We start from the raw sequence: 18,306 nt of genomic DNA on the forward strand, positions 1-18,306 counted from the left end.
TTTTAATTTACCGTCCATTTTGTTAACCTCCAATATATCAACAAAAAATTAGCAGTCTTACTCAGTTGTGATAAGGCTGCTAATTGGTGGGCTAATTTAGTTTTTGTATACGGAACCGAACCAGTTAGATACTTACAAACCAGTTTGTGTTAAGCTATTAAACCCTTGATGCATCATGCTTTGAAGCAACTACTTGAACCTCTATTGTTCCAGATTGTTTATTCACAAATGTTTTAATCATAACTGGGAAGTCTTTGTTATTCATAAATTTAAAATCTGGACCTCCCCAGGATACTGTTGCATCCTTCCCGGTAGGAACATAGCCAACAGATCTTGAATGTGAGTTAACTTCTAAAACTTCCAATCCTGCATTTGCAACTGCATTATATAAAGTAGAGGAAGTCTGACAAATACCCCCACCAATTCCTTCAACGAATTCTTTATCTACAATTTCTTTTGCTTTTTGATAGCCTCTTGCTGCAGTACGCTCACCAACAACTAAATTAAAATAAAAGCGATCACCTGGACCCAATACAATTTGATTAATCTCATTTGCTGATAAAAATATATTTTGTGAGCGACCAGCTACGTTGGGATTAAAAGATGTTTTATAATGGCCAATAACTACTTCGTCAATATTTTTTACAGTTTCTGCTGATACATTCGGTGACATCACTTCTATAGGTAGATCTAATGTTTTATCAAGCGCATGAACATTCAATAACATATCAACTAATTTTTCTTCATCTAAAAGAACACGACTTGTTCCTCCTGTTAAGCCACCATTGCCCATATACTTCACCGGTATCATCGGTTGATCAAGACTTTCAGCTAAGTCCTTCGCAACTCGCCTGACTTCTTCCTCATAAGCTTCCGACTCTTGATTTAGTGAAGGAGAAAAGGAATATAATATTTTTTGTGTGTCAGGATGCAGCAATTGAACTTGAAATTCCACTTGTTTCTCTGCTAATTGAAAACTATTCATTGCCAAGCTCTTCACTGGTAAAGGTTCATCTTTTTCATTGCCACTAACTACATTCGAACTACAACCCGTCATCATGAACAAGAAAATCAACGTTGAAACATATTTCTTACGCATAACTCTCCCACATTTCCCATTAAATTTTCTTTACCACTTATTATATTCTCATATATATTTTTCACTTAATCAAAATATCCTAATATTTGTTAAAATCTTCCTGAACAATATATATGAGTTAATATTCTTCTCATTAGTAAGACGTTTAATTAAGGGAAAATGTTTCATATTTTTTCCAAATGGGATGTAAATTTATCATTTTTTTGTTTAAAACAAAAAAGGCCAATTCAACAATAGTTCCCGTTTGCAAAGTGAGTGGTTACAAAACTTTAGAACGGCTTAGTTTGTTGAATTAACCTTTTTAACTAATTAGTTTACTTCAGTAACCCAATTAAATGGATCCTGCTTCGTACCTTTTTGTATGCCAGTTAATGTATCATAAAGTTTTTTAGATAATTCACCAGTTTCTCCGTTATTAATCACAATTTTATTATCGTCATATAAGAATTCACCAATTGGAGAAATAACTGCTGCAGTACCAGTACCAAAAGCCTCTTCTAATTGTCCATCTTTATATGCTTGGTACACTTCTTCCATTGATATTTTTCGCTCAGAAACAGGTGTTTCCCATGATTTTAGTAATTCTAGGATTGATCTTCTTGTTACTCCCTCTAAAATACTACCATTTACTTCAGGTGTGACAACTTCCCCATTAATTTTAAAGAAAATATTCATACTTCCTACTTCTTCTATATATTTCTTTTCAACTCCATCTAACCATAAAACTTGTGAGTAGCCCTTTTGCGCAGCCTCTTCTTGGGCTCTTAGGCTTGAAGCGTAGTTACCGCCGGTTTTAGCTTTCCCTGTTCCACCTTCTACAGCACGAACGTAATGGTTCTCAACGTATATTTTTACCGGATGAATTCCTTCTTTATAATACGAACCTACAGGAGAAAGAATTATCATAAATCGATAAAACTTCGATGGAGCTACCCCTAAGTAATACTCAGTTGGGATAATAAATGGTCTAATATAAAGAGATGTTCCTTCCGCAGTAGGAATCCAATCCTTTTCAATCGAAACAAGTTGTTTTAGGGCCTCAATAACAAACTCGCCATCAATTCGAGGGATACAAAGTCGATCATTTGATAAGTTAAGTCTTTCCATATTTTTCTCAGGTCTGAACAATAATACTTTATCATCTTCCGTACGATATGCCTTTAACCCTTCAAATACTGTTTGTCCGTAGTGGAAGACCATTGAAGCTGGACTAAGTGTAATTGGTTCATATGGAACAATTTTTGGATCATGCCATCCTTTTGCCGGACTATAATCCATTACAAACATATGATCAGTAAAAACGCGGCCAAACTCTAACTGATCTGATTTGGGCTTTTCTTTTCGTGTTGTACTAAGTGTTACATCAATTTTTGTTTTTGTCATCATTTTAAACTCTCCCAATCAACAAAATTTAAAGAAGTTATCATTTTCTAGAACTAACCTCTGATCATTTTACAAAAGGTATCTAATCAAACTTTCTATATTTCACTATTTTATAACTTTCATGGAGCAGTTAACAACTGTTTTTCGACAAAAGATTCAAAATAATCAATAAAAATATTATTTCAGCCCAATATTAAAGTTATTTTTCTATAGAAAAATTTTTATTCTTGGTATTTAATCCAATCAAAAAGAGTGGGTAGCCTTCCCACTCTTTTATATAAAATATCTTATTCCACTTGTTCGATTGTTATTAATGTTCTTTTTGTGTTGTTAAAAAGCTCATGGGTCCCTCACTATTAATTGATGAGAATCTATAAGATATTCGCATTCTTTATTGAGGTAATAACCTTCTTTAACTTTTCTACATCCTGAACAAGAGCAATCCTTACATACCCTTCACCAGTTGGACCAAATGCATGTCCAGGCGTTACAACAACATGTGCATTGTCAATTAGTTCATAAGTAAACTCTGTCGAACTGAAGCCCGTAGGAACTTCAGCCCAAATAAACATACCTGCATCAGGCTTTGTTATGGTCCAACCTAATTCATTTAAACCTTCAACTAAAGTATCACGGCGTTCTTGGTACACCTGTCTACTTTCTTCACAAAAGTGAGCACCCTCTTCAAGAGCAAGGATTGCAGCCTTTTGAATTGGTAAAAACACACCATAATCCAAATTGCTTTTCAATTGATTCATTGCTTGTACCATTTCTTTATTACCAGCAAGAAAGCCAATTCGAGTACCTGCCATATTATAGTTTTTTGAAAATGAAGACATCTCAACTCCAATGTCTTTTGCTCCTTCGATCGAAAGAAAACTTACTGGCTTCTTTTCTTCAAAATAAAGCTCAGAGTATGCAAAATCATGTAGGACGAGTATATTGAATTTTTTAGCAAATGCAACGACTTTTTCAAAAAATTCTATATCAGCTAATGCGGGAACCGGATTACCAGGAAAATTCAAGATCATCAACTTCGCTTTTTCAGCCACCTCAGAAGGAATAATTGATAAATCAGGCAAAAAATTCATTTCCTTTTTCAATGGCATAAAATAAGGAGTTGCCCCAGCCATCGCAATTCCAGCAGCGTATGCAGTATAACCTGGATCCGGCACTAAAATCACATCCCCTGGATTTGCAAAAACCATTGGAAAATGAACAAGTCCGTCCTGAGAACCCATTAATAATAGCACCTCTTCTATTGAGTCCAACTCCACTTTATAGTTTCTATGATAAAAAGAAGAAACTGCTCTATTAAACTCATTAGTTCCAGTTAAAGAATAGCCATATTGATCTGATTTCAACACTTCTTTAGATAAAGCATTGGTAATAAAAGATGGTGGAGCCAAATCCGGGCTACCAATACTTAAATCAATAATCGGTGCACCTTCACTTATTTTTCTCTGTTTATATTGTGCAAGCTCACTAAAAATAGAAGGCTTAAAAAAGCTCATTTTATTTGATAATGTAATAGTCATTTTATACCCCACTTATATCGCAAGTTCTCATTTTTCTGAAAATAAGTGTATCATAACTAAACGTTATACGGGAATAATGAAGTTTAAATCTTTTGAAATAGTTGAATTTTTAATCGTTTTTTTCAATTGTAAAGTTTTGCATAAAATGAAACATTCGAGCTTTTTTCCACTTGCTTCATACTTGAATATCCAAAATAAAAAAGAATGCTGTTTGTTGAGCATCCTAAATTAGAACATTTTATTTTTCCCCTTACTTAAAGCCACTTCTTTGAAAATGAGAGTTTAATTGACCGCGAATCATTTTTTTCTTAAGATCAGCATCAGTTTCTTTCTTTTTGTAGTCTCTACGGATTTCGTCGGTTTGAACGCCTTCCTCCACCTTTTCAGCAATGTCCATTAATTTCTCAATATCAGAAAAAGAATACTTACGAAATCCAGTTGACGTACGATCTGGAAAAATTAATTTTCTTTCCTCGTAATAGCGGATTCTTCTTTCTGACAACCCGGTCAATTCACACACAGTACCCATTGATATCACTTTTTTATCACGATATGATTTCGTCTTATCCAAAGAAACGCCCCCGGTTTTTGTACGTTATTTTCTGATCTCTTCATTACTTTACCAATAGGAAGCGTTTTCCAACAAGATTAATTTACAGAATTTTATAAAAAATCTATAGAAAAAGACATCTCCATCTAGATGTCTTTTTCTATAGATCCGGAATGAGAATGAACATTTATAGTAATATCTGCTTTTTCACAGTAACTTCTGTTACACCAGCATTCCCAATCTTCCATCTTGTCGTTTTCTAAAAACACTTCACACTGAAAGCAATATAAACCGCTTTTCAGTATTTTTTGAATCATTCAGGCTCCCCAATTTCAAAGCTGCTATTAATAAGGTCCTTTGCCTGTTCAAGAGATATATTAAAATCTTCCGCTACTTTTTTAATAATATTTTCTCTTAATTCTATTACTGTCATATGATCAACCTTCTTCCGAATAATCTATTTAAATTAATATTATCAGAAAATTCATGCATTAAAAGGTGTTTGTGAGATAATCTTACACATTATTTAAAACATCCCTTTTCCCATCCAATAGGATGGTAGGTTTTCCCACATACTAACTTTTTGTCTTTCTGACAAGAAGTACAATATATAAAATAATTGAGATACTAACTGAAATAGCTGATGTTTGGTAGATTGTATGATAACCAAAAACATGACCAATTTGCCCAAATAAAAGTGCACCAATTCCAACTCCAAGATCAAAGGATGAAAAAAAAGTTGCATTTGCCATCCCTCTCCTATTTTTAGGTGCTTTTTCAATTGACCATGCTTGAAGTGCCGGTTGAACAGAACCAAATCCAATTCCATACAATACTGCAGCTGTTAATAAAATGGTTGTGCTTGGGAGCCATGACAACAAGATCATTGCGATCATAATGAATACGGCTCCTGGAATAAAAACAGCCCGGTGGCCTTTACGATCATATATTTTTCCTGCGAACGTTCTTGATGCCATTAGAGCAATAGCAAATACAAGGAAATACCATTGAATCCCTAATATTCCCTTTTGTTCAGCATATAAAGGTAAGAAAGATGCAATTCCTCCAAATGTTACAGTAATAAAAAACAAAAGCATGGCTGGCTGAAGTGCACTTTTTTCATAAAAATCCCATTTATCTTTCTTTATTGTTTGCTGTGACTTTTCCACCTGTTTATACTGTATTCGTGAAGACAGAATTAATGCTACAATCCCTAAAAAAGCACAAATAACAAATAATTGTTTAAATGTTATCATTCCTACCAAACTGAGTCCTAGAGAAGGACCAAATGCCAAAGCGATATTACCAGATAAACCGTAGTAACCCATTCCTTCTCCACGTCGCTTAGGAGGGATAATATCACTAGCAATTGTGCCAGAGGCTGTAGTTGAAAAACCCCAGCCAATACCTTGAATAACTCTCATAAAAAATAAAAAAGCAATAGTAGGTAGAAATCCGAACGAACCTGCAGAAATGATAAAAATAATTAAGCCGGTTAAATAAACAAACTTTCTTCCTTTTGATTCCAAAGCGTGACCAGCATATGATCTTACAAGCAATGCAGAAAATGTAAATATTCCAACAACAACTCCAATTAACTGATCATTTCCGCCAAGCTCCTTAACAAAAAGGGGAATAGTTGGTAACGTCATCTGAAACCCGAGAAAGATGAAAAAGTTTGATAAACAAATCAATACAAAATCCCGTGTCCAAATCTTTTCTTTATGTAATGTAATTCCGTTTGTATTAGCTTGTTGATCCAAAAAAGCCCTCCTTTTCTCATTTTTCAAATGAAAATTTAACTAAGTTAACTTGTATCCTACTCTTCAAGGTTATTCTTTACTAACTCTTATTTCAACTCATATGATTCTTTCGCTCAAAGGTTGCTTCAAGAGATGCATACCGTTCTTACTATTCTATTTGAGAATAAAGTTAATTATTTTAAAAATAATAAAAAGATACCTCTATATATTATTTTAACGACTACTGATTTAAGCTTTTCCTTATGAATGAAGCCGGAGAAAAATAAAAACTTTTTAAAAGAAAGGAGCTTATATGAGATTTGGTAGCCATGTTAGTATTCGGAATGGATATTTTGCAGCAGCTAAATATATGGATAGCATTGGTGGCAAAGCATTTCAATATTTCCCTAAAAATCCAAGAAGTTTAACTGTGAAGGAATTTAATCGGCAAGATGCAAAGCTCTGTCATGAATTTTGTGTTGAAAACAATCTTGTTTCAATTGCCCATACCCCTTACCCAACAAGCTTAACACCTACAATAGATAAAAAAGACCTAACAATTGATTCTCTTCTTAATGACTTAGAAATTGCTGATTGTTGTGGCTCAATTGGAGTAGTTGTTCATTTTGGAAGTCAAATTAGTAAAACTGACCCACTCGCCAGTTATCAATTAATGATCGAGATGCTTAATCTTATTCTAAGGAAGTGGAACGGACAAACTCTTATTTTACTCGAGAATAACGCAGGGAAATCAGGAGCACTAGGCACAACATTAGAGGAGCTTGTCCAGGTTCGGAACTTAACCGATTATCCTGAAAAAATTGGATTTTGTTTAGATACCTGTCATGCTTATGCAAGTGGACTTTGGTCCGGAAAGAATCAAGAAGAATTGTGGGGCAAAGCATCAGAATTGGGCTATATAAATTCCCTAAAAGCAGTCCATCTAAATAATTCAAAGTATGAACTTGGCTCCGGTAAAGATCGCCATGCGAATATATTTAAAAATGGATACATTGAAAAAGAGTGCTTTAAAAATCTATTTCAGTTACCTAATCTTTCAGATATTCCCTTTGTTCTAGAGACCCCTTCTGATGAAGGAATTACTCATCAAGAAGAAATATCAATGTTATATCAATTCATTCAGACTTAAATAGCTAGACCTTTTTATTATTTGAGCAAACTATTTTTCAATTCTCGACCTATCATCTATACTTTTTTACGTGAAATACATAAAAGGAGGATATTTAATCATGACAGAAAAAACGATGACAAAAGAAACTATTCTTGAAGCATTTCGCTCACGTCATGCAACAAAAGAATTTGATCCAAATAAAACAATATCAGAAGATGATTTTCGCTATATATTGGAAACTGCGAGGCTATCCCCAAGCTCAGTTGGATATGAACCTTGGAAATTTCTTGTTGTACAAAACCCAGAGTTAAGAGAGAAGTTAAGAGAAGTTTCATGGGGGGCACAAGGACAGCTCCCAACTGCGAGCCATTTTGTGATTATCCTTGCAAGAACAATAAAAGATACAAAATACGATTCAGATTATGTGAAAAATCAGATGCTAAACGTAAAAAAATTCCCACCAGAATTGTTTGATCAAATTAAAGAGCGCTATAAAAACTTTCAGGAACATGATCTCAAGCTACTAGAAAATGATCGAACAATGTTTGACTGGGCAAGTAAACAAACGTATATTGCATTGGCAAATATGATGACGGCCGCAGCTTTAATAGGAATTGATTCATGCCCAATCGAAGGATTTGATTTTGATAAAGTCCAAAAAATATTAGAAGAGGAAGAGTTATTAGAAGATGGTCATCTAGCTGTTTCCGTAATGGTTGCGTTCGGATATCGTGCAAAAGATCCTCGACCAAAAACAAGAAAATCGATGGAAGATATTGTTCAATTTATTGATTAATTTGTAAAGTAGAACATCTTGTTTATTAGATACTTTTAATAAATAGACAAATTAATCTAGTAATTAGCCCTATCAAAAAATATATGTCTTCATACACTATAGCATTCCATTAAAAGGAGTGCTAATGATGTCAAACATCAATGAAATGAAAAAGCAATATGAGGGTAAGATGGTACGTTTTAAAAATAAAGAAAATCAATGGGTTGTTGGAAGAGTAGCGAATATTGATGACAACGGGATTGAAATAGAAGAATATCATTCCCCTGAAAATCAAAGTGAATATGGATACGGATTTTTTGCTCCAAGACCTTTTTACGGTCCACGTCCATTCAGAAGAAGACCTTTTGTAAGATATCCGTATGGCGGATTTACTGCTCTTACTTTACTTCCCTTCTTATTGTGGTAATTAAGTAACCAAGAAAAAAGGATCAGTCTATATATAGAGATTGATCCTTTTTCTTGTCTCTTTTTAGGGATAAGTACTAACTAGCAGTTTCCCTCTCCATATTCCGACACTCTCATATTTTAAAATGTCAAGTTATGCGCTTTCCCGAGAAATAATCTTTCCTATAAGCTTGCATTTTTTAAAATATTTATCATCATCTTAGCATTAGGATATCCTGAATCTTGATATTGTTTTATAACCTTCTCAACATCATAATCAACCCGCTCAATTGATGTACTAATTCCACTTTCATTTATCTTAAGCAAGCCGTAGGAAGCTTTTGCTAAACCATCAAATGGAAGGCCAATACTGCCTACATTCATAACAACTTTACCATTTATGTAACGTATATATGGCTTATGAATGTGACCATAAACATATATATGTGAATCAACCTTAGACATTAGTTTTTCTTTTATGTCTTCATCTTTTGTCTCAGGTGATACAATATCAAATAAACTGTTTGGTGTTGCATGGAATGCATGAATTTTAACCCCATTTTCTTCAAAAGCAAGAGAATGTGGGAGTGTATTTAAATAGTCAATATCTCCTGATTCCAAACGTTCAAAAGTCCAGTCTCGCTCTCTATTCATGATCTCAAGAGCTTGTGTAGCTACTTCACCTTCATTCACTCCCCGAACAACCCATTCATCTGCATTTCCTTTTATGACCTTTGTATGTAAATTACGTACTAAAGATAAAGATTTCTCCGGTTCAGGTCCACGATAACAAATATCACCTAGTACATATACTTTATTAATTTCCTTCTTTTTCAAATCACGTAAGACAGCTTCAAGAGCAACTGCATTTCCGTGAATATCTGAAATAAATGCTATTTTCATCTATAATCCCTCTCTTAAAACATTGTTGTGTAAATCATATCATGTACACTTCTAACATGTATACGCTCGGGAATTACTCTCTAGTTTATTCTTATTATGTAAGACTTATCTTACTTATTCCGAATAAAAAATGCAAAAAATTACTAATTACTTTTATCAATATCAAGAAGGAATTTTGATATATTTAAAAGAATTGTCATTTAACATAGTTTTATATGTAAACAAATTAATTTGTTACCGCTTAATTTTTAGGGATGTGGGAGGGGGATCTATGATAGATCAAAGTTCAGATAGTAAGAATTCAATGTTAGAAGGAGTTTTTCCGTATAATGATAAGTTAGCTCCATTATATATTCGAAACTCTTTATTTACTCTTATTCCACAAGGTACAGAGCATATATATGTTATTGGAATTGGCTCAAATCAAATTAGTGGTGATAGTCTGGGTCCATTTGTTGGAACTCTTTTAAATGAAAAATTTCCAAACCATTTAACAGTGTTAGGAAACCTGCAATTCCCATTGGATGCCTTAACGCTAGAAAAAGAGTATGGAAGCATCTCTCTGCCTAATAATAGCTTTATAATTGCTATTGACAGTGTACTTGGTTCGAGAAAAATCGTAAATAGCATTGCTATCCGAAAAGGGTCATTACGACCAGGAGAGGGACTAGGGAAAAAACTCCCTGCCATTGGAGATTGCAGTATTATGGGTGTTATTCAGGAAAACGATTCCTCCCTACACTCTTCGTTGTTTCATACAAACCTACACCTTATCTATACGATGACAACAACAATTGCAAAAGGAATTTGTCTTGCAGTAAGACAATATTTCCGATATCCTTCAAATTATCCTATATGACTCTAATGTAATTATGTAAGACCAAAAACAGAGACAAACATCTTGCTTCTGTTTTTGGTTTGAGCATTACGATATTATCGAAGAACATTTTCCTTTTTTTCAATTTTTTCTACAATAGCTTCTGTTAATTCTTGTGTAATTTCCGATAAACTTTTCTTTAATTTAGAATTAATCATTTTTGCCATTTTTCCTTCAGGTGTGATATCCAGATACCCTAACATCATTGTTTTTTTCGCTGAGATTTCCTCCGCTTCAAAGTAACCACTTCCAATGATCTTCTCATTTATACCCGTTAAGTTAAACATGACTTTTTTGGGCTCAATCCAGTCTGTAATATCGACTTTCAAATGAATTTTTTTCTTTATTACACCTAAATCTGTTTTGAATTTCCAAGTTGATTCTGAATCGTTTATTATTTCATGTTCAATATAACCCGGTACAAGTGGTGCCCAATGGTCCATTACACTAACAAACTCCCATATAGCCTTAATCGGCTGATCTACTTCTACCTTATATAAATCACTTGGCATCTCTTATTTCTCCCTTCTTTTAAAAAATTAACTTGTTTACTTTTACTTATTCAATAAGGGCTGTACATTATGCAATACAAAAAAAGAGACATCATTGTCTCTTCTTAAGGTTTTAAAATAATTTTCAAACATTTCTCTTTATGGCTATTAAAAATCCTGTAAGCATGCTCTGCCTTATCTAAAGGTAAAGTGTGTGTAATAACATCATTTATAGAAATCTGCTTACTTTGGAGAAGTTCATATAAAAATGGCATGATATGTATAACAGAAGCTAAACCCATTTTTAAGGTAATATTCCTTGCAAATAAGTCTCCTAACGGAAATTGATTATATCTTAGTCCATATATCCCAATAAGTTGAATGACACCTCCCGAACGAACAAGCTGGCTTGCTAGTTCGATTGCACCAAGAGCGCCTCCCTGTAAACGAAGGGCTGTTTCTACCATTTCTGTCGGAGTCATCTTCCCACTCATTCCAACACAGTCGATCACAACATCAGCTCCACCTTTTGTTATCTCCTTAATATGGTGCTCAAGATCCTTATGTTGGTTAAAATTAAACACTTCTGTATTATTCCATTTTTTTGAATGTTCGAGTCGATATGGAACATGGTCAATTGCAATAACACGTTTAGCTCCTCTAAACCATGCAAGCTTTTGGGTGAGAAGACCAATGGGACCACAACCTAATATAATGACTGTATCTCCTTTTTTCACACCTGCTTGATCTATACCCCAATAAGCAGTAGAAAGAGCATCTGTTAATAATAATAGTTCTTCATCAGGAACGGAATTATTTTTCGGCACTTTAAAAGTGCCGAAATTAGCGAAAGGAACACGTACATACTCAGTCTGACTGCCACTATAATCACCATAGAGTCTAGAACAGCCGAAACATGCACCAATTTCTCCTTCAGGGTTCGATACGAGGCATTGACTCTCAAGCTGATTTTGGCAGTTTACACATTCACCACATGCGATATTATATGCAATTGCTACTTTATCACCTTTTTTGACTTTATGAACGCGCGAACCAATTTCCTCAACAATTCCAACTGCTTCGTGCCCAATAATATAATCTTTTCCCATACTTGGGACCATTCCATGATAAAAGTGTCGATCAGAGCCACAGATGGAGGTATGTGTTACTCTGACAATAATGTCATCATTTTGTTTAATCACAGGATTAGGCATTTCTTTTACTTTAACATCCATAAATCCTTGATATGTGACTGCCTTCATGCTTGGCCCTCCATCATTTTTTAATCAGATACCTTCAATAAATAATCAATCAGTGCTTGTTGCTGTTCTTTTGTAAATCCTGTTGTGGGGTCAACCCAGAAATCATGTCCTTTTCCACTTACATGAGCCGTTTTTAAATTGTGATTTTCATTATTTACCTTGATGACCTTTTTTCTTAATGAGGAGTCAATCATTGCCAACAAACTATTTCGTGGATCAGGTTTTATACCCCTCAAAATCGTCCCAGGTACACCAATTTCATTCACAAGGTCTTTACCAACTGCAACTCCTCCATCATGCAAATAAGGTGCACTCCAGTTCAAGCCAATTAAGCTAATTGTTTTATAAGCACCATTTGTTCCACCATGGGCCCAAGCTAACCTTAGCTGTTCCCTTTGCTCTTCTGTTAACGGAATTTTTTGCACAACCGGATTTTCTGGCAATGGCACTGGTGTACTTGGATCATATATGGATGGTAAGGTAAAATAATTCTCTGTTGCTTGAAAGCCCTTTGCTCTAGAATCATCCGTTTTGATCTCTTCAGAAGGGATTATTTTATTATTCGTTAAATAATTCCCTCCGTGGCACGCTATACATCCTGCTTTCACAAAAACTTTTCGTCCCTCTTCTACTGTTTTTTCATTTGATTTTATAGTTGTTTTAGGAGGATGCAATGAATTCATAAAAGCAGATAATGCATTTTTTTGCTCCCAAGCTTTATATCCTTTAGAACTTGAAAATAATCCAACACTTGTTACATATGAAGGTCTTGGATAAGTAGGTGCTGGGATTAGTGTGTTTACTCCATCCACACCGGGTGTAGGATCAACTTTTGCAAAAAACTCTGAAGGCTTTTCCTCAGACTCCGGGTCATAACGATACCTTTTCCTTGCTGCGTTTTGAAGAAGAGTACCTAAATAAAGCTCTTTATCAATTTTTAATATTTCATTACTAATTGATGTTTGCGAAAGTGTATCCATATTTTGAGCATGAGCATTGTTTATAGCAGCACTTAGTCCTTTAAAGGGTCCAATTTGACCTTGTCCACTCCAGCCATACGGATGATCACCTTTTGTATAAACATCTATTATTTGTACCGGGTTATTTTTAAAATCAATGGTTGTATCATTACTTCCTTTTGGCCACTTCATGACTTCTCTGTCAACAAAATCTTCTAGTTGTTCAATATCAGGAAGCGCAACTTTTTCTCCTTTTGTACTTTCGACTAGTCGATCATTTGTTGAAATAAATTCTTTTATACTTTCCATCTCTGTATGTGAAAAATACGATGCTGAATTAGTACCCATGGCTACAAGTAAACCAATATTTAAATCACTGTTTGTCATTCCATGTACAACTTCTTTTTGTTCGTTTAGTGTGGAGTGACAAACAGCACAACTAATCCCAGCTTTAATATTTCCCTTTTCATATACGAATTTAACACCAAGTGGAGTGAGAGCACCTTTTGGTACATCAAGTCCTGTTTCGATCAGCTCTCCCTTTTCTATTGTCCGATCACCAATTTTTACTGTTTCAGCGGCCTCCACTAATAAATTATCAGTTCCTTGTCCGTTTAACTTTACTATCGCTTTTCCTACATTCGTTAAGGTGAAAGTTCCATCAAACATCCCCATAATATCTGAAAAAAACACTTCATTACCAAACGTTTCTTCATAAAATAGCTTTTTCCCTAGCTTAATAAGCTCTTCAGAATTCTCATCCTGTATGTAAGAAACATTTTTCACATCGGGAAGTTTGTCTGATTCTTTATTGTCAACAATTTCATCAGGAGGGATATAAGCATATTGGAATCCTACTATTGAAAAATATGTAATAACGCCTATTAATCCAATGATAAATACAGATAATATGAGGATAGCTTTTCGCAAAAAAATTCTCCTTTTTTCATATGTTTGTACTTAATATTTATCTAAATAGGTTAGTTATTCATTGTAAAATACGACCAATGTGCTTAAAAATGGAAGTTAATAATATAGCTAAGGAGCATAACTTTATTAGTGCTATAGTCATTAAAGATTTAACCTAGAGGATATAAAAAGGATAGAGGAATTTTTGCTCCTTATGACTTAAGAGAGATTAAAGCCACCTTAGTGCAATGGTTAAATGACAGCATTCAGCTTCTCCAATTGCCGATGAAAGTCTCATATTAATTCCATCTGGATTAAAAGTAGTATTAACTTTTGATTTAATGCCAGTTGATTGAATTAATTTATCCACTTCTTTCTTATTCGATTGTTGCGCTGCAGACATCACTTTTGTTGCAAAGTCTTTTGAATCAGCCAACTTGTTTAAAACTAAACTGGCTTCTTTCATTAACTTTTGCATAGACTTTGCTGATTGCTCTAACAACGTCGGGTCTACTTCAGGATATTGTCTTATTGAAGGTGAATAACTAGCAAAGGAAGGAAATGGATGAATCTGTCTTGCAGCATTGAAGTAAGGCGGACAATAACACATTGGATAACAGTATAATTGTGTCATTACTAGCAGCTCCTTTTAATAAAATTGCACATAAATAATATACGGTGTTTACAATAATTCGTGATTATAATTCTAAATATTGTAAAAATGACAGAATGCAAAATGCTACAAAAACTGGTAAAAATGACATTAGAAAACGATAAATCCTTTTTTGAACAAACAACTTGTCATATTTCTCTAAACGACGAGATTTTTCCATATACACAACCTACCTTTCTTTATAAATTTTTCATTTATGATCTAAATTTTGCGTTTCACTAAAAAAATTTTACTAATGCAACTTTTATTATATATTATCCCTACTCAAAAATAATGTGTGGATTTTTAATTCCTGTTTTAAATAAACATATAATTTTTAGAGATATAAAAAACCCTAAAAAATTAGGGTTTTGTCGTTGGAAGTAATACATTCACCTCAGTGCCTTTATTCACGACACTCTTGAATGAAATCTTTCCTTTATGAAACTCAACAATTCTATAACTAACAGTCAGACCAAGACCAGTCCCTTTTTCTTTCATAGAATAAAATGGTTCACCAAGATGCTGCAACCGATCCTCATCAATGCCACAGCCATTATCTTTAAACGTAATATCAATACTCTGATTATTAGCCATTCCAACTGTAACTGTAACATAATTTGCTGATGCTTCAATTGAATTTTTTATTATATTTATAAAGAGTTGCTTTAATTGATTTGGCTCACAATCAATTAAAGGAATCGATGTGTTAACCTCTACATCCAATGTAACACCATATAAATTTGCTTCAGATTTTAGTAATTGCTGAACATCTGCTAAGAGATGGTTTATGTTTATCTTTTGAAACTGTATTTTTTGGGGTTTGGCAAGTACTAATAACTCGCTTGATATGATGTTAATCCGTTCTAGTTCATCAAGCATAATATTATAATAATGTTTATTTTTCGTAGAATCTGCCTGAAGCATCTGGACGAAGCCTTTTAAAGATGTTAATGGATTCCGTATTTCGTGAGCAACACTTGCAGCTAACTCTCCAACTACAGATAATTTTTCTGATTTAAGAAGCAATAGCTCTGTTTCTTTTTCTTTTGTAATGTCGACTGCATAGCCAATAATTCCTACGGTTTTATCATTAATAATCATTGGCATTGACGTACACCTTAACACTTTAACTGAACGATCTTTTTGAATCAGTTCAATTTCCTCGTTTATCCATGGTGTATGTTGATAAATAACGCTGTTAAATGCCTCTCTAACTCTAGAATGGTCTTTACTAGCTATTAAAGGTAATACTGATTTATTTATAAATTTCCCTTTTTCAAAACCAGTAAAACGAACAAAATGTTCATTCACATCGGTAAGCTTGCCATCTAAATTGATCATATAAACAAGTTCAGGATTGAACTCAAACAGTGATTTATATCGTTGTTCACTTTCAGCAAGCTTCTTTTCAGCCTCTACTTTTTCTGTTACATCTCTTCCCATTACAACTAATTCTTTTCGTGAACCATTTTCATAAAAACTTGGGATCTTTATTGTATCAAAGGTTTTAGTAGTGCCATCAGGCATTGGGATAATTTCAATACATCGACTTGGTTTTCCTTCCAACCAAGCTTGTTCATCTGAAGTTTCACAGTACCTAAGTGCATCAGCATAAAATTCCGTATACTCAGCAAGCTCCGAATCTTTTTTCCCAATATAATTTACGTTTTCAATCTGAAAAAGCCTTAGAGCAAAATCATTTGCCCGCGTCCACCGGCCTTCTCCATCCTTAAAATTAACAAAGTCAACCATCGAATTAATTAACAATGATAGCTTAGTCTTTTCTTGTTTTTCCGTTTTATAGGCTTCTCTTTTTAAGACCAAATAGTATATAAAAATACTAGTTATTAAAACAAAAATAAACCCCTTGATATTTTGAAATACTAATAAAGCTTCCTTTGATATATTTATAGTAACCAATACATTGTCAGTGACTAAAATCCATATAAAACTAAACAAAACATAACCAATAAGAATTTTGTATTTATTCAAGATTTACTTCTCCTTATTTGAAGGATACATAAAGTTTATTGTACTAAAGATTAAAAGAGCAGTCCAATAGGAATAAATGTCAAAAGACCTAAAGTACGAGACTTTAGGTCTTTAATATAAGAATCTATTTGAAAATTAAGCTAATACTGTACTACCCATTAAATACAGATCCACTTCACGTGCTGCTTCACGACCTTCGTTAATAGCCCAAACAATTAAGCTTTGACCACGACGAGCATCACCAGCGGCAAATACACCATCAATATTTGTACGGAAATCACCATATTTAGCAGCAACAACATTTCTAGCTGTCTGGTCAACACCAAACTGCTTTAGAACTGGTTGTTCAGCTCCTTCAAAACCAATCGCAATGAATACTAGTTGAGCAGGCCATACTTTTTCTGAACCTGGTACTTCTTCAAAGTAGTAACGACCTTCTTCATCTTTTAGTTTTTCCATTTGAATAGTATGAAGTTCTTTAAGATTTCCATTTTCATCTGAAACAAGCTTAGTAGTTTGGATGCAATATTGGCGAGGATCTTCGCCAAATTTAGCTTCTGCTTCCTCATAAGCATATTCCATTGTGAAAACATGTGGAGCTTCTGGCCACATATTTTCTTTTGTACGTGACATTGGTAATTTCGGATGCTTACCAAACTGAACAACACTATTACAATTTTGGCGGATAGCTGTTGCAACACAGTCAGCACCTGTGTCTCCCCCACCAATTACGATAACATCTTTGCCCTCAGCATTGATAAACTGACCATCTTCAAAGTTTGTGTTAAGATAGCTTTTTGTTACATCAGTAAGATAATCCATTGCGAAGTGAACACCGTTTGCTTCACGACCTTCAATTTTCAGATCACGCTGCTTTTGAGCTCCAACACAAAGAATAACTGCATCATGTTGCTCACGTAACTGTTCTGAAGTGATGTCTTTTCCAACTTCAGTATTCGTGACAAAAGTGATACCTTCTTGAGTTAGTAAGTTCACACGTCGTTCAACAATGCCCTTATCAAGTTTCATGTTAGGAATACCATATGTTAACAATCCACCTGGGCGATCAGCACGTTCATAAACAGTAACCGTATGACCAGCTTGGTTTAATTGATCTGCAGCTGCTAGACCAGCAGGACCTGAACCAACAATAGCAATCTTTTTACCTGTACGTTTTTCAGGAACACGCGGAGTGATCCAACCATTTTCAAACCCTTTATCAATGATTGCTTTTTCGATGTTTTTGATAGTAACGGCGGGGTCTGAGATCGCCACGTTACAAGATCCTTCACATGGTGCCGGACAAACTCTCCCTGTAAATTCAGGGAAGTTATTTGTTTTCAATAAACGTTCTAATGCTTCCTTCCATCTTCCACGATAGACTAAGTCATTCCACTCAGGAATTAAGTTATGAATTGGACATCCTGAAGTGAAACCATTAATCTCAGTACCAATGTGACAGAAAGGAGTGCCGCAATCCATGCAGCGCGCTCCTTGTCTGCTTAACTTTTCCTCAGAGAAAGGAGCTGAATACTCTTTCCAGTCATTTAAACGTTTAAGAGGGTCGCGCTCAGCTGCCTCTTCACGTTTAAACTCTAAAAATCCTGTTGCTTTCCCCATCTTCCTCTCCCCTT

At 34.3% G+C, this 18,306-nt stretch carries 16 protein-coding genes; 4 read left to right on the top strand and 12 right to left on the bottom strand.

Features of this window, described 5'->3' with window-relative positions:
* Positions 1 to 157 precede the first annotated feature (157 nt).
* The 5 genes from D9842_RS09995 to D9842_RS10015 all read right to left on the bottom strand — a co-directional run bounded on the left by D9842_RS09995 (position 158) and on the right by D9842_RS10015 (position 6,333).
* Positions 158 to 1,099, bottom strand: coding sequence for a VanW family protein (locus tag D9842_RS09995; RefSeq protein ID WP_121662401.1), 942 nt, complete (start codon positions 1,097 to 1,099; stop codon positions 158 to 160).
* Positions 1,100 to 1,408: 309 nt separating this feature from the next.
* Positions 1,409 to 2,482, bottom strand: a complete 1,074-nt coding sequence (locus D9842_RS10000) for a branched-chain amino acid aminotransferase (RefSeq protein WP_121665021.1) — start codon at positions 2,480 to 2,482, stop codon at positions 1,409 to 1,411.
* Positions 2,483 to 2,853: 371 nt separating this feature from the next.
* Positions 2,854 to 4,020, bottom strand: coding sequence for an LL-diaminopimelate aminotransferase (locus D9842_RS10005; RefSeq protein WP_121662402.1), 1,167 nt, complete (start codon positions 4,018 to 4,020; stop codon positions 2,854 to 2,856).
* A 250-nt stretch (positions 4,021 to 4,270) separates the two neighbouring features.
* Positions 4,271 to 4,549, bottom strand: a complete 279-nt coding sequence (locus tag D9842_RS10010) for a MerR family transcriptional regulator (RefSeq protein WP_098799007.1) — start codon at positions 4,547 to 4,549, stop codon at positions 4,271 to 4,273.
* Positions 4,550 to 5,145: 596 nt separating this feature from the next.
* Positions 5,146 to 6,333, bottom strand: a complete 1,188-nt coding sequence (locus tag D9842_RS10015; RefSeq protein ID WP_232273340.1) for an MFS transporter — start codon at positions 6,331 to 6,333, stop codon at positions 5,146 to 5,148.
* Between the two features lie 292 nt (positions 6,334 to 6,625).
* Here D9842_RS10015 and D9842_RS10020 point away from each other — a divergent pair, with 292 nt between their 5' ends.
* The 3 genes from D9842_RS10020 (at position 6,626) to D9842_RS10030 (ending at position 8,646) form a co-directional block, all read left to right on the top strand.
* Positions 6,626 to 7,462 carry a deoxyribonuclease IV gene (locus D9842_RS10020; RefSeq protein ID WP_121662403.1) on the top strand — a complete coding sequence of 279 codons (837 nt, stop codon included), beginning with the start codon at positions 6,626 to 6,628 and terminating at the stop codon, positions 7,460 to 7,462.
* 100 nt (positions 7,463 to 7,562) lie between these two features.
* Positions 7,563 to 8,240 carry an NAD(P)H-dependent oxidoreductase gene (locus D9842_RS10025; protein ID WP_121662404.1) on the top strand — a complete coding sequence of 226 codons (678 nt, stop codon included), beginning with the start codon at positions 7,563 to 7,565 and terminating at the stop codon, positions 8,238 to 8,240.
* A gap of 127 nt (positions 8,241 to 8,367) precedes the next feature.
* Positions 8,368 to 8,646, top strand: coding sequence for a hypothetical protein (locus tag D9842_RS10030; RefSeq protein ID WP_098798989.1), 279 nt, complete (start codon positions 8,368 to 8,370; stop codon positions 8,644 to 8,646).
* Positions 8,647 to 8,807: 161 nt separating this feature from the next.
* Here the strand turns inward: D9842_RS10030 and D9842_RS10035 are convergent, their stop codons facing one another.
* The gene (locus D9842_RS10035; protein ID WP_121662405.1) at positions 8,808 to 9,527 is read right to left on the bottom strand and encodes a metallophosphoesterase family protein; all 720 of its coding nucleotides are present in this window, start codon (positions 9,525 to 9,527) and stop codon (positions 8,808 to 8,810) included.
* Positions 9,528 to 9,798: 271 nt separating this feature from the next.
* Here D9842_RS10035 and yyaC point away from each other — a divergent pair, with 271 nt between their 5' ends.
* Positions 9,799 to 10,386, top strand: a complete 588-nt coding sequence (gene yyaC, locus D9842_RS10040; RefSeq protein ID WP_232273339.1) for a spore protease YyaC — start codon at positions 9,799 to 9,801, stop codon at positions 10,384 to 10,386.
* A 74-nt stretch (positions 10,387 to 10,460) separates the two neighbouring features.
* On the opposite strand, the gene D9842_RS10045 is transcribed toward yyaC, so the two are convergent.
* From D9842_RS10045 to gltD, 6 genes are all read right to left on the bottom strand, one after another.
* Positions 10,461 to 10,916 carry an SRPBCC family protein gene (locus D9842_RS10045; protein ID WP_121662406.1) on the bottom strand — a complete coding sequence of 152 codons (456 nt, stop codon included), beginning with the start codon at positions 10,914 to 10,916 and terminating at the stop codon, positions 10,461 to 10,463.
* A 104-nt stretch (positions 10,917 to 11,020) separates the two neighbouring features.
* Positions 11,021 to 12,157: an alcohol dehydrogenase catalytic domain-containing protein gene (locus D9842_RS10050; protein ID WP_121662407.1), complete on the bottom strand. Its 1,137-nt coding sequence runs from the start codon at positions 12,155 to 12,157 to the stop codon at positions 11,021 to 11,023.
* Between the two features lie 20 nt (positions 12,158 to 12,177).
* Positions 12,178 to 14,046, bottom strand: coding sequence for an electron transport protein (locus D9842_RS10055; RefSeq protein ID WP_232273338.1), 1,869 nt, complete (start codon positions 14,044 to 14,046; stop codon positions 12,178 to 12,180).
* Between the two features lie 208 nt (positions 14,047 to 14,254).
* Positions 14,255 to 14,659, bottom strand: a complete 405-nt coding sequence (locus D9842_RS10060) for a YuzC family spore coat inner layer protein (RefSeq protein ID WP_121662408.1) — start codon at positions 14,657 to 14,659, stop codon at positions 14,255 to 14,257.
* A gap of 381 nt (positions 14,660 to 15,040) precedes the next feature.
* Positions 15,041 to 16,672: a PAS domain-containing sensor histidine kinase gene (locus tag D9842_RS10065; protein WP_121662409.1), complete on the bottom strand. Its 1,632-nt coding sequence runs from the start codon at positions 16,670 to 16,672 to the stop codon at positions 15,041 to 15,043.
* A 135-nt stretch (positions 16,673 to 16,807) separates the two neighbouring features.
* Positions 16,808 to 18,292: a glutamate synthase small subunit gene (gene gltD / locus D9842_RS10070; protein WP_121662410.1), complete on the bottom strand. Its 1,485-nt coding sequence runs from the start codon at positions 18,290 to 18,292 to the stop codon at positions 16,808 to 16,810.
* Positions 18,293 to 18,306 lie beyond the last annotated feature (14 nt).

The organism is Metabacillus litoralis (genome assembly GCF_003667825.1).
Classification (GTDB): Bacteria; Bacillota; Bacilli; order Bacillales; family Bacillaceae; genus Metabacillus; species Metabacillus litoralis_B.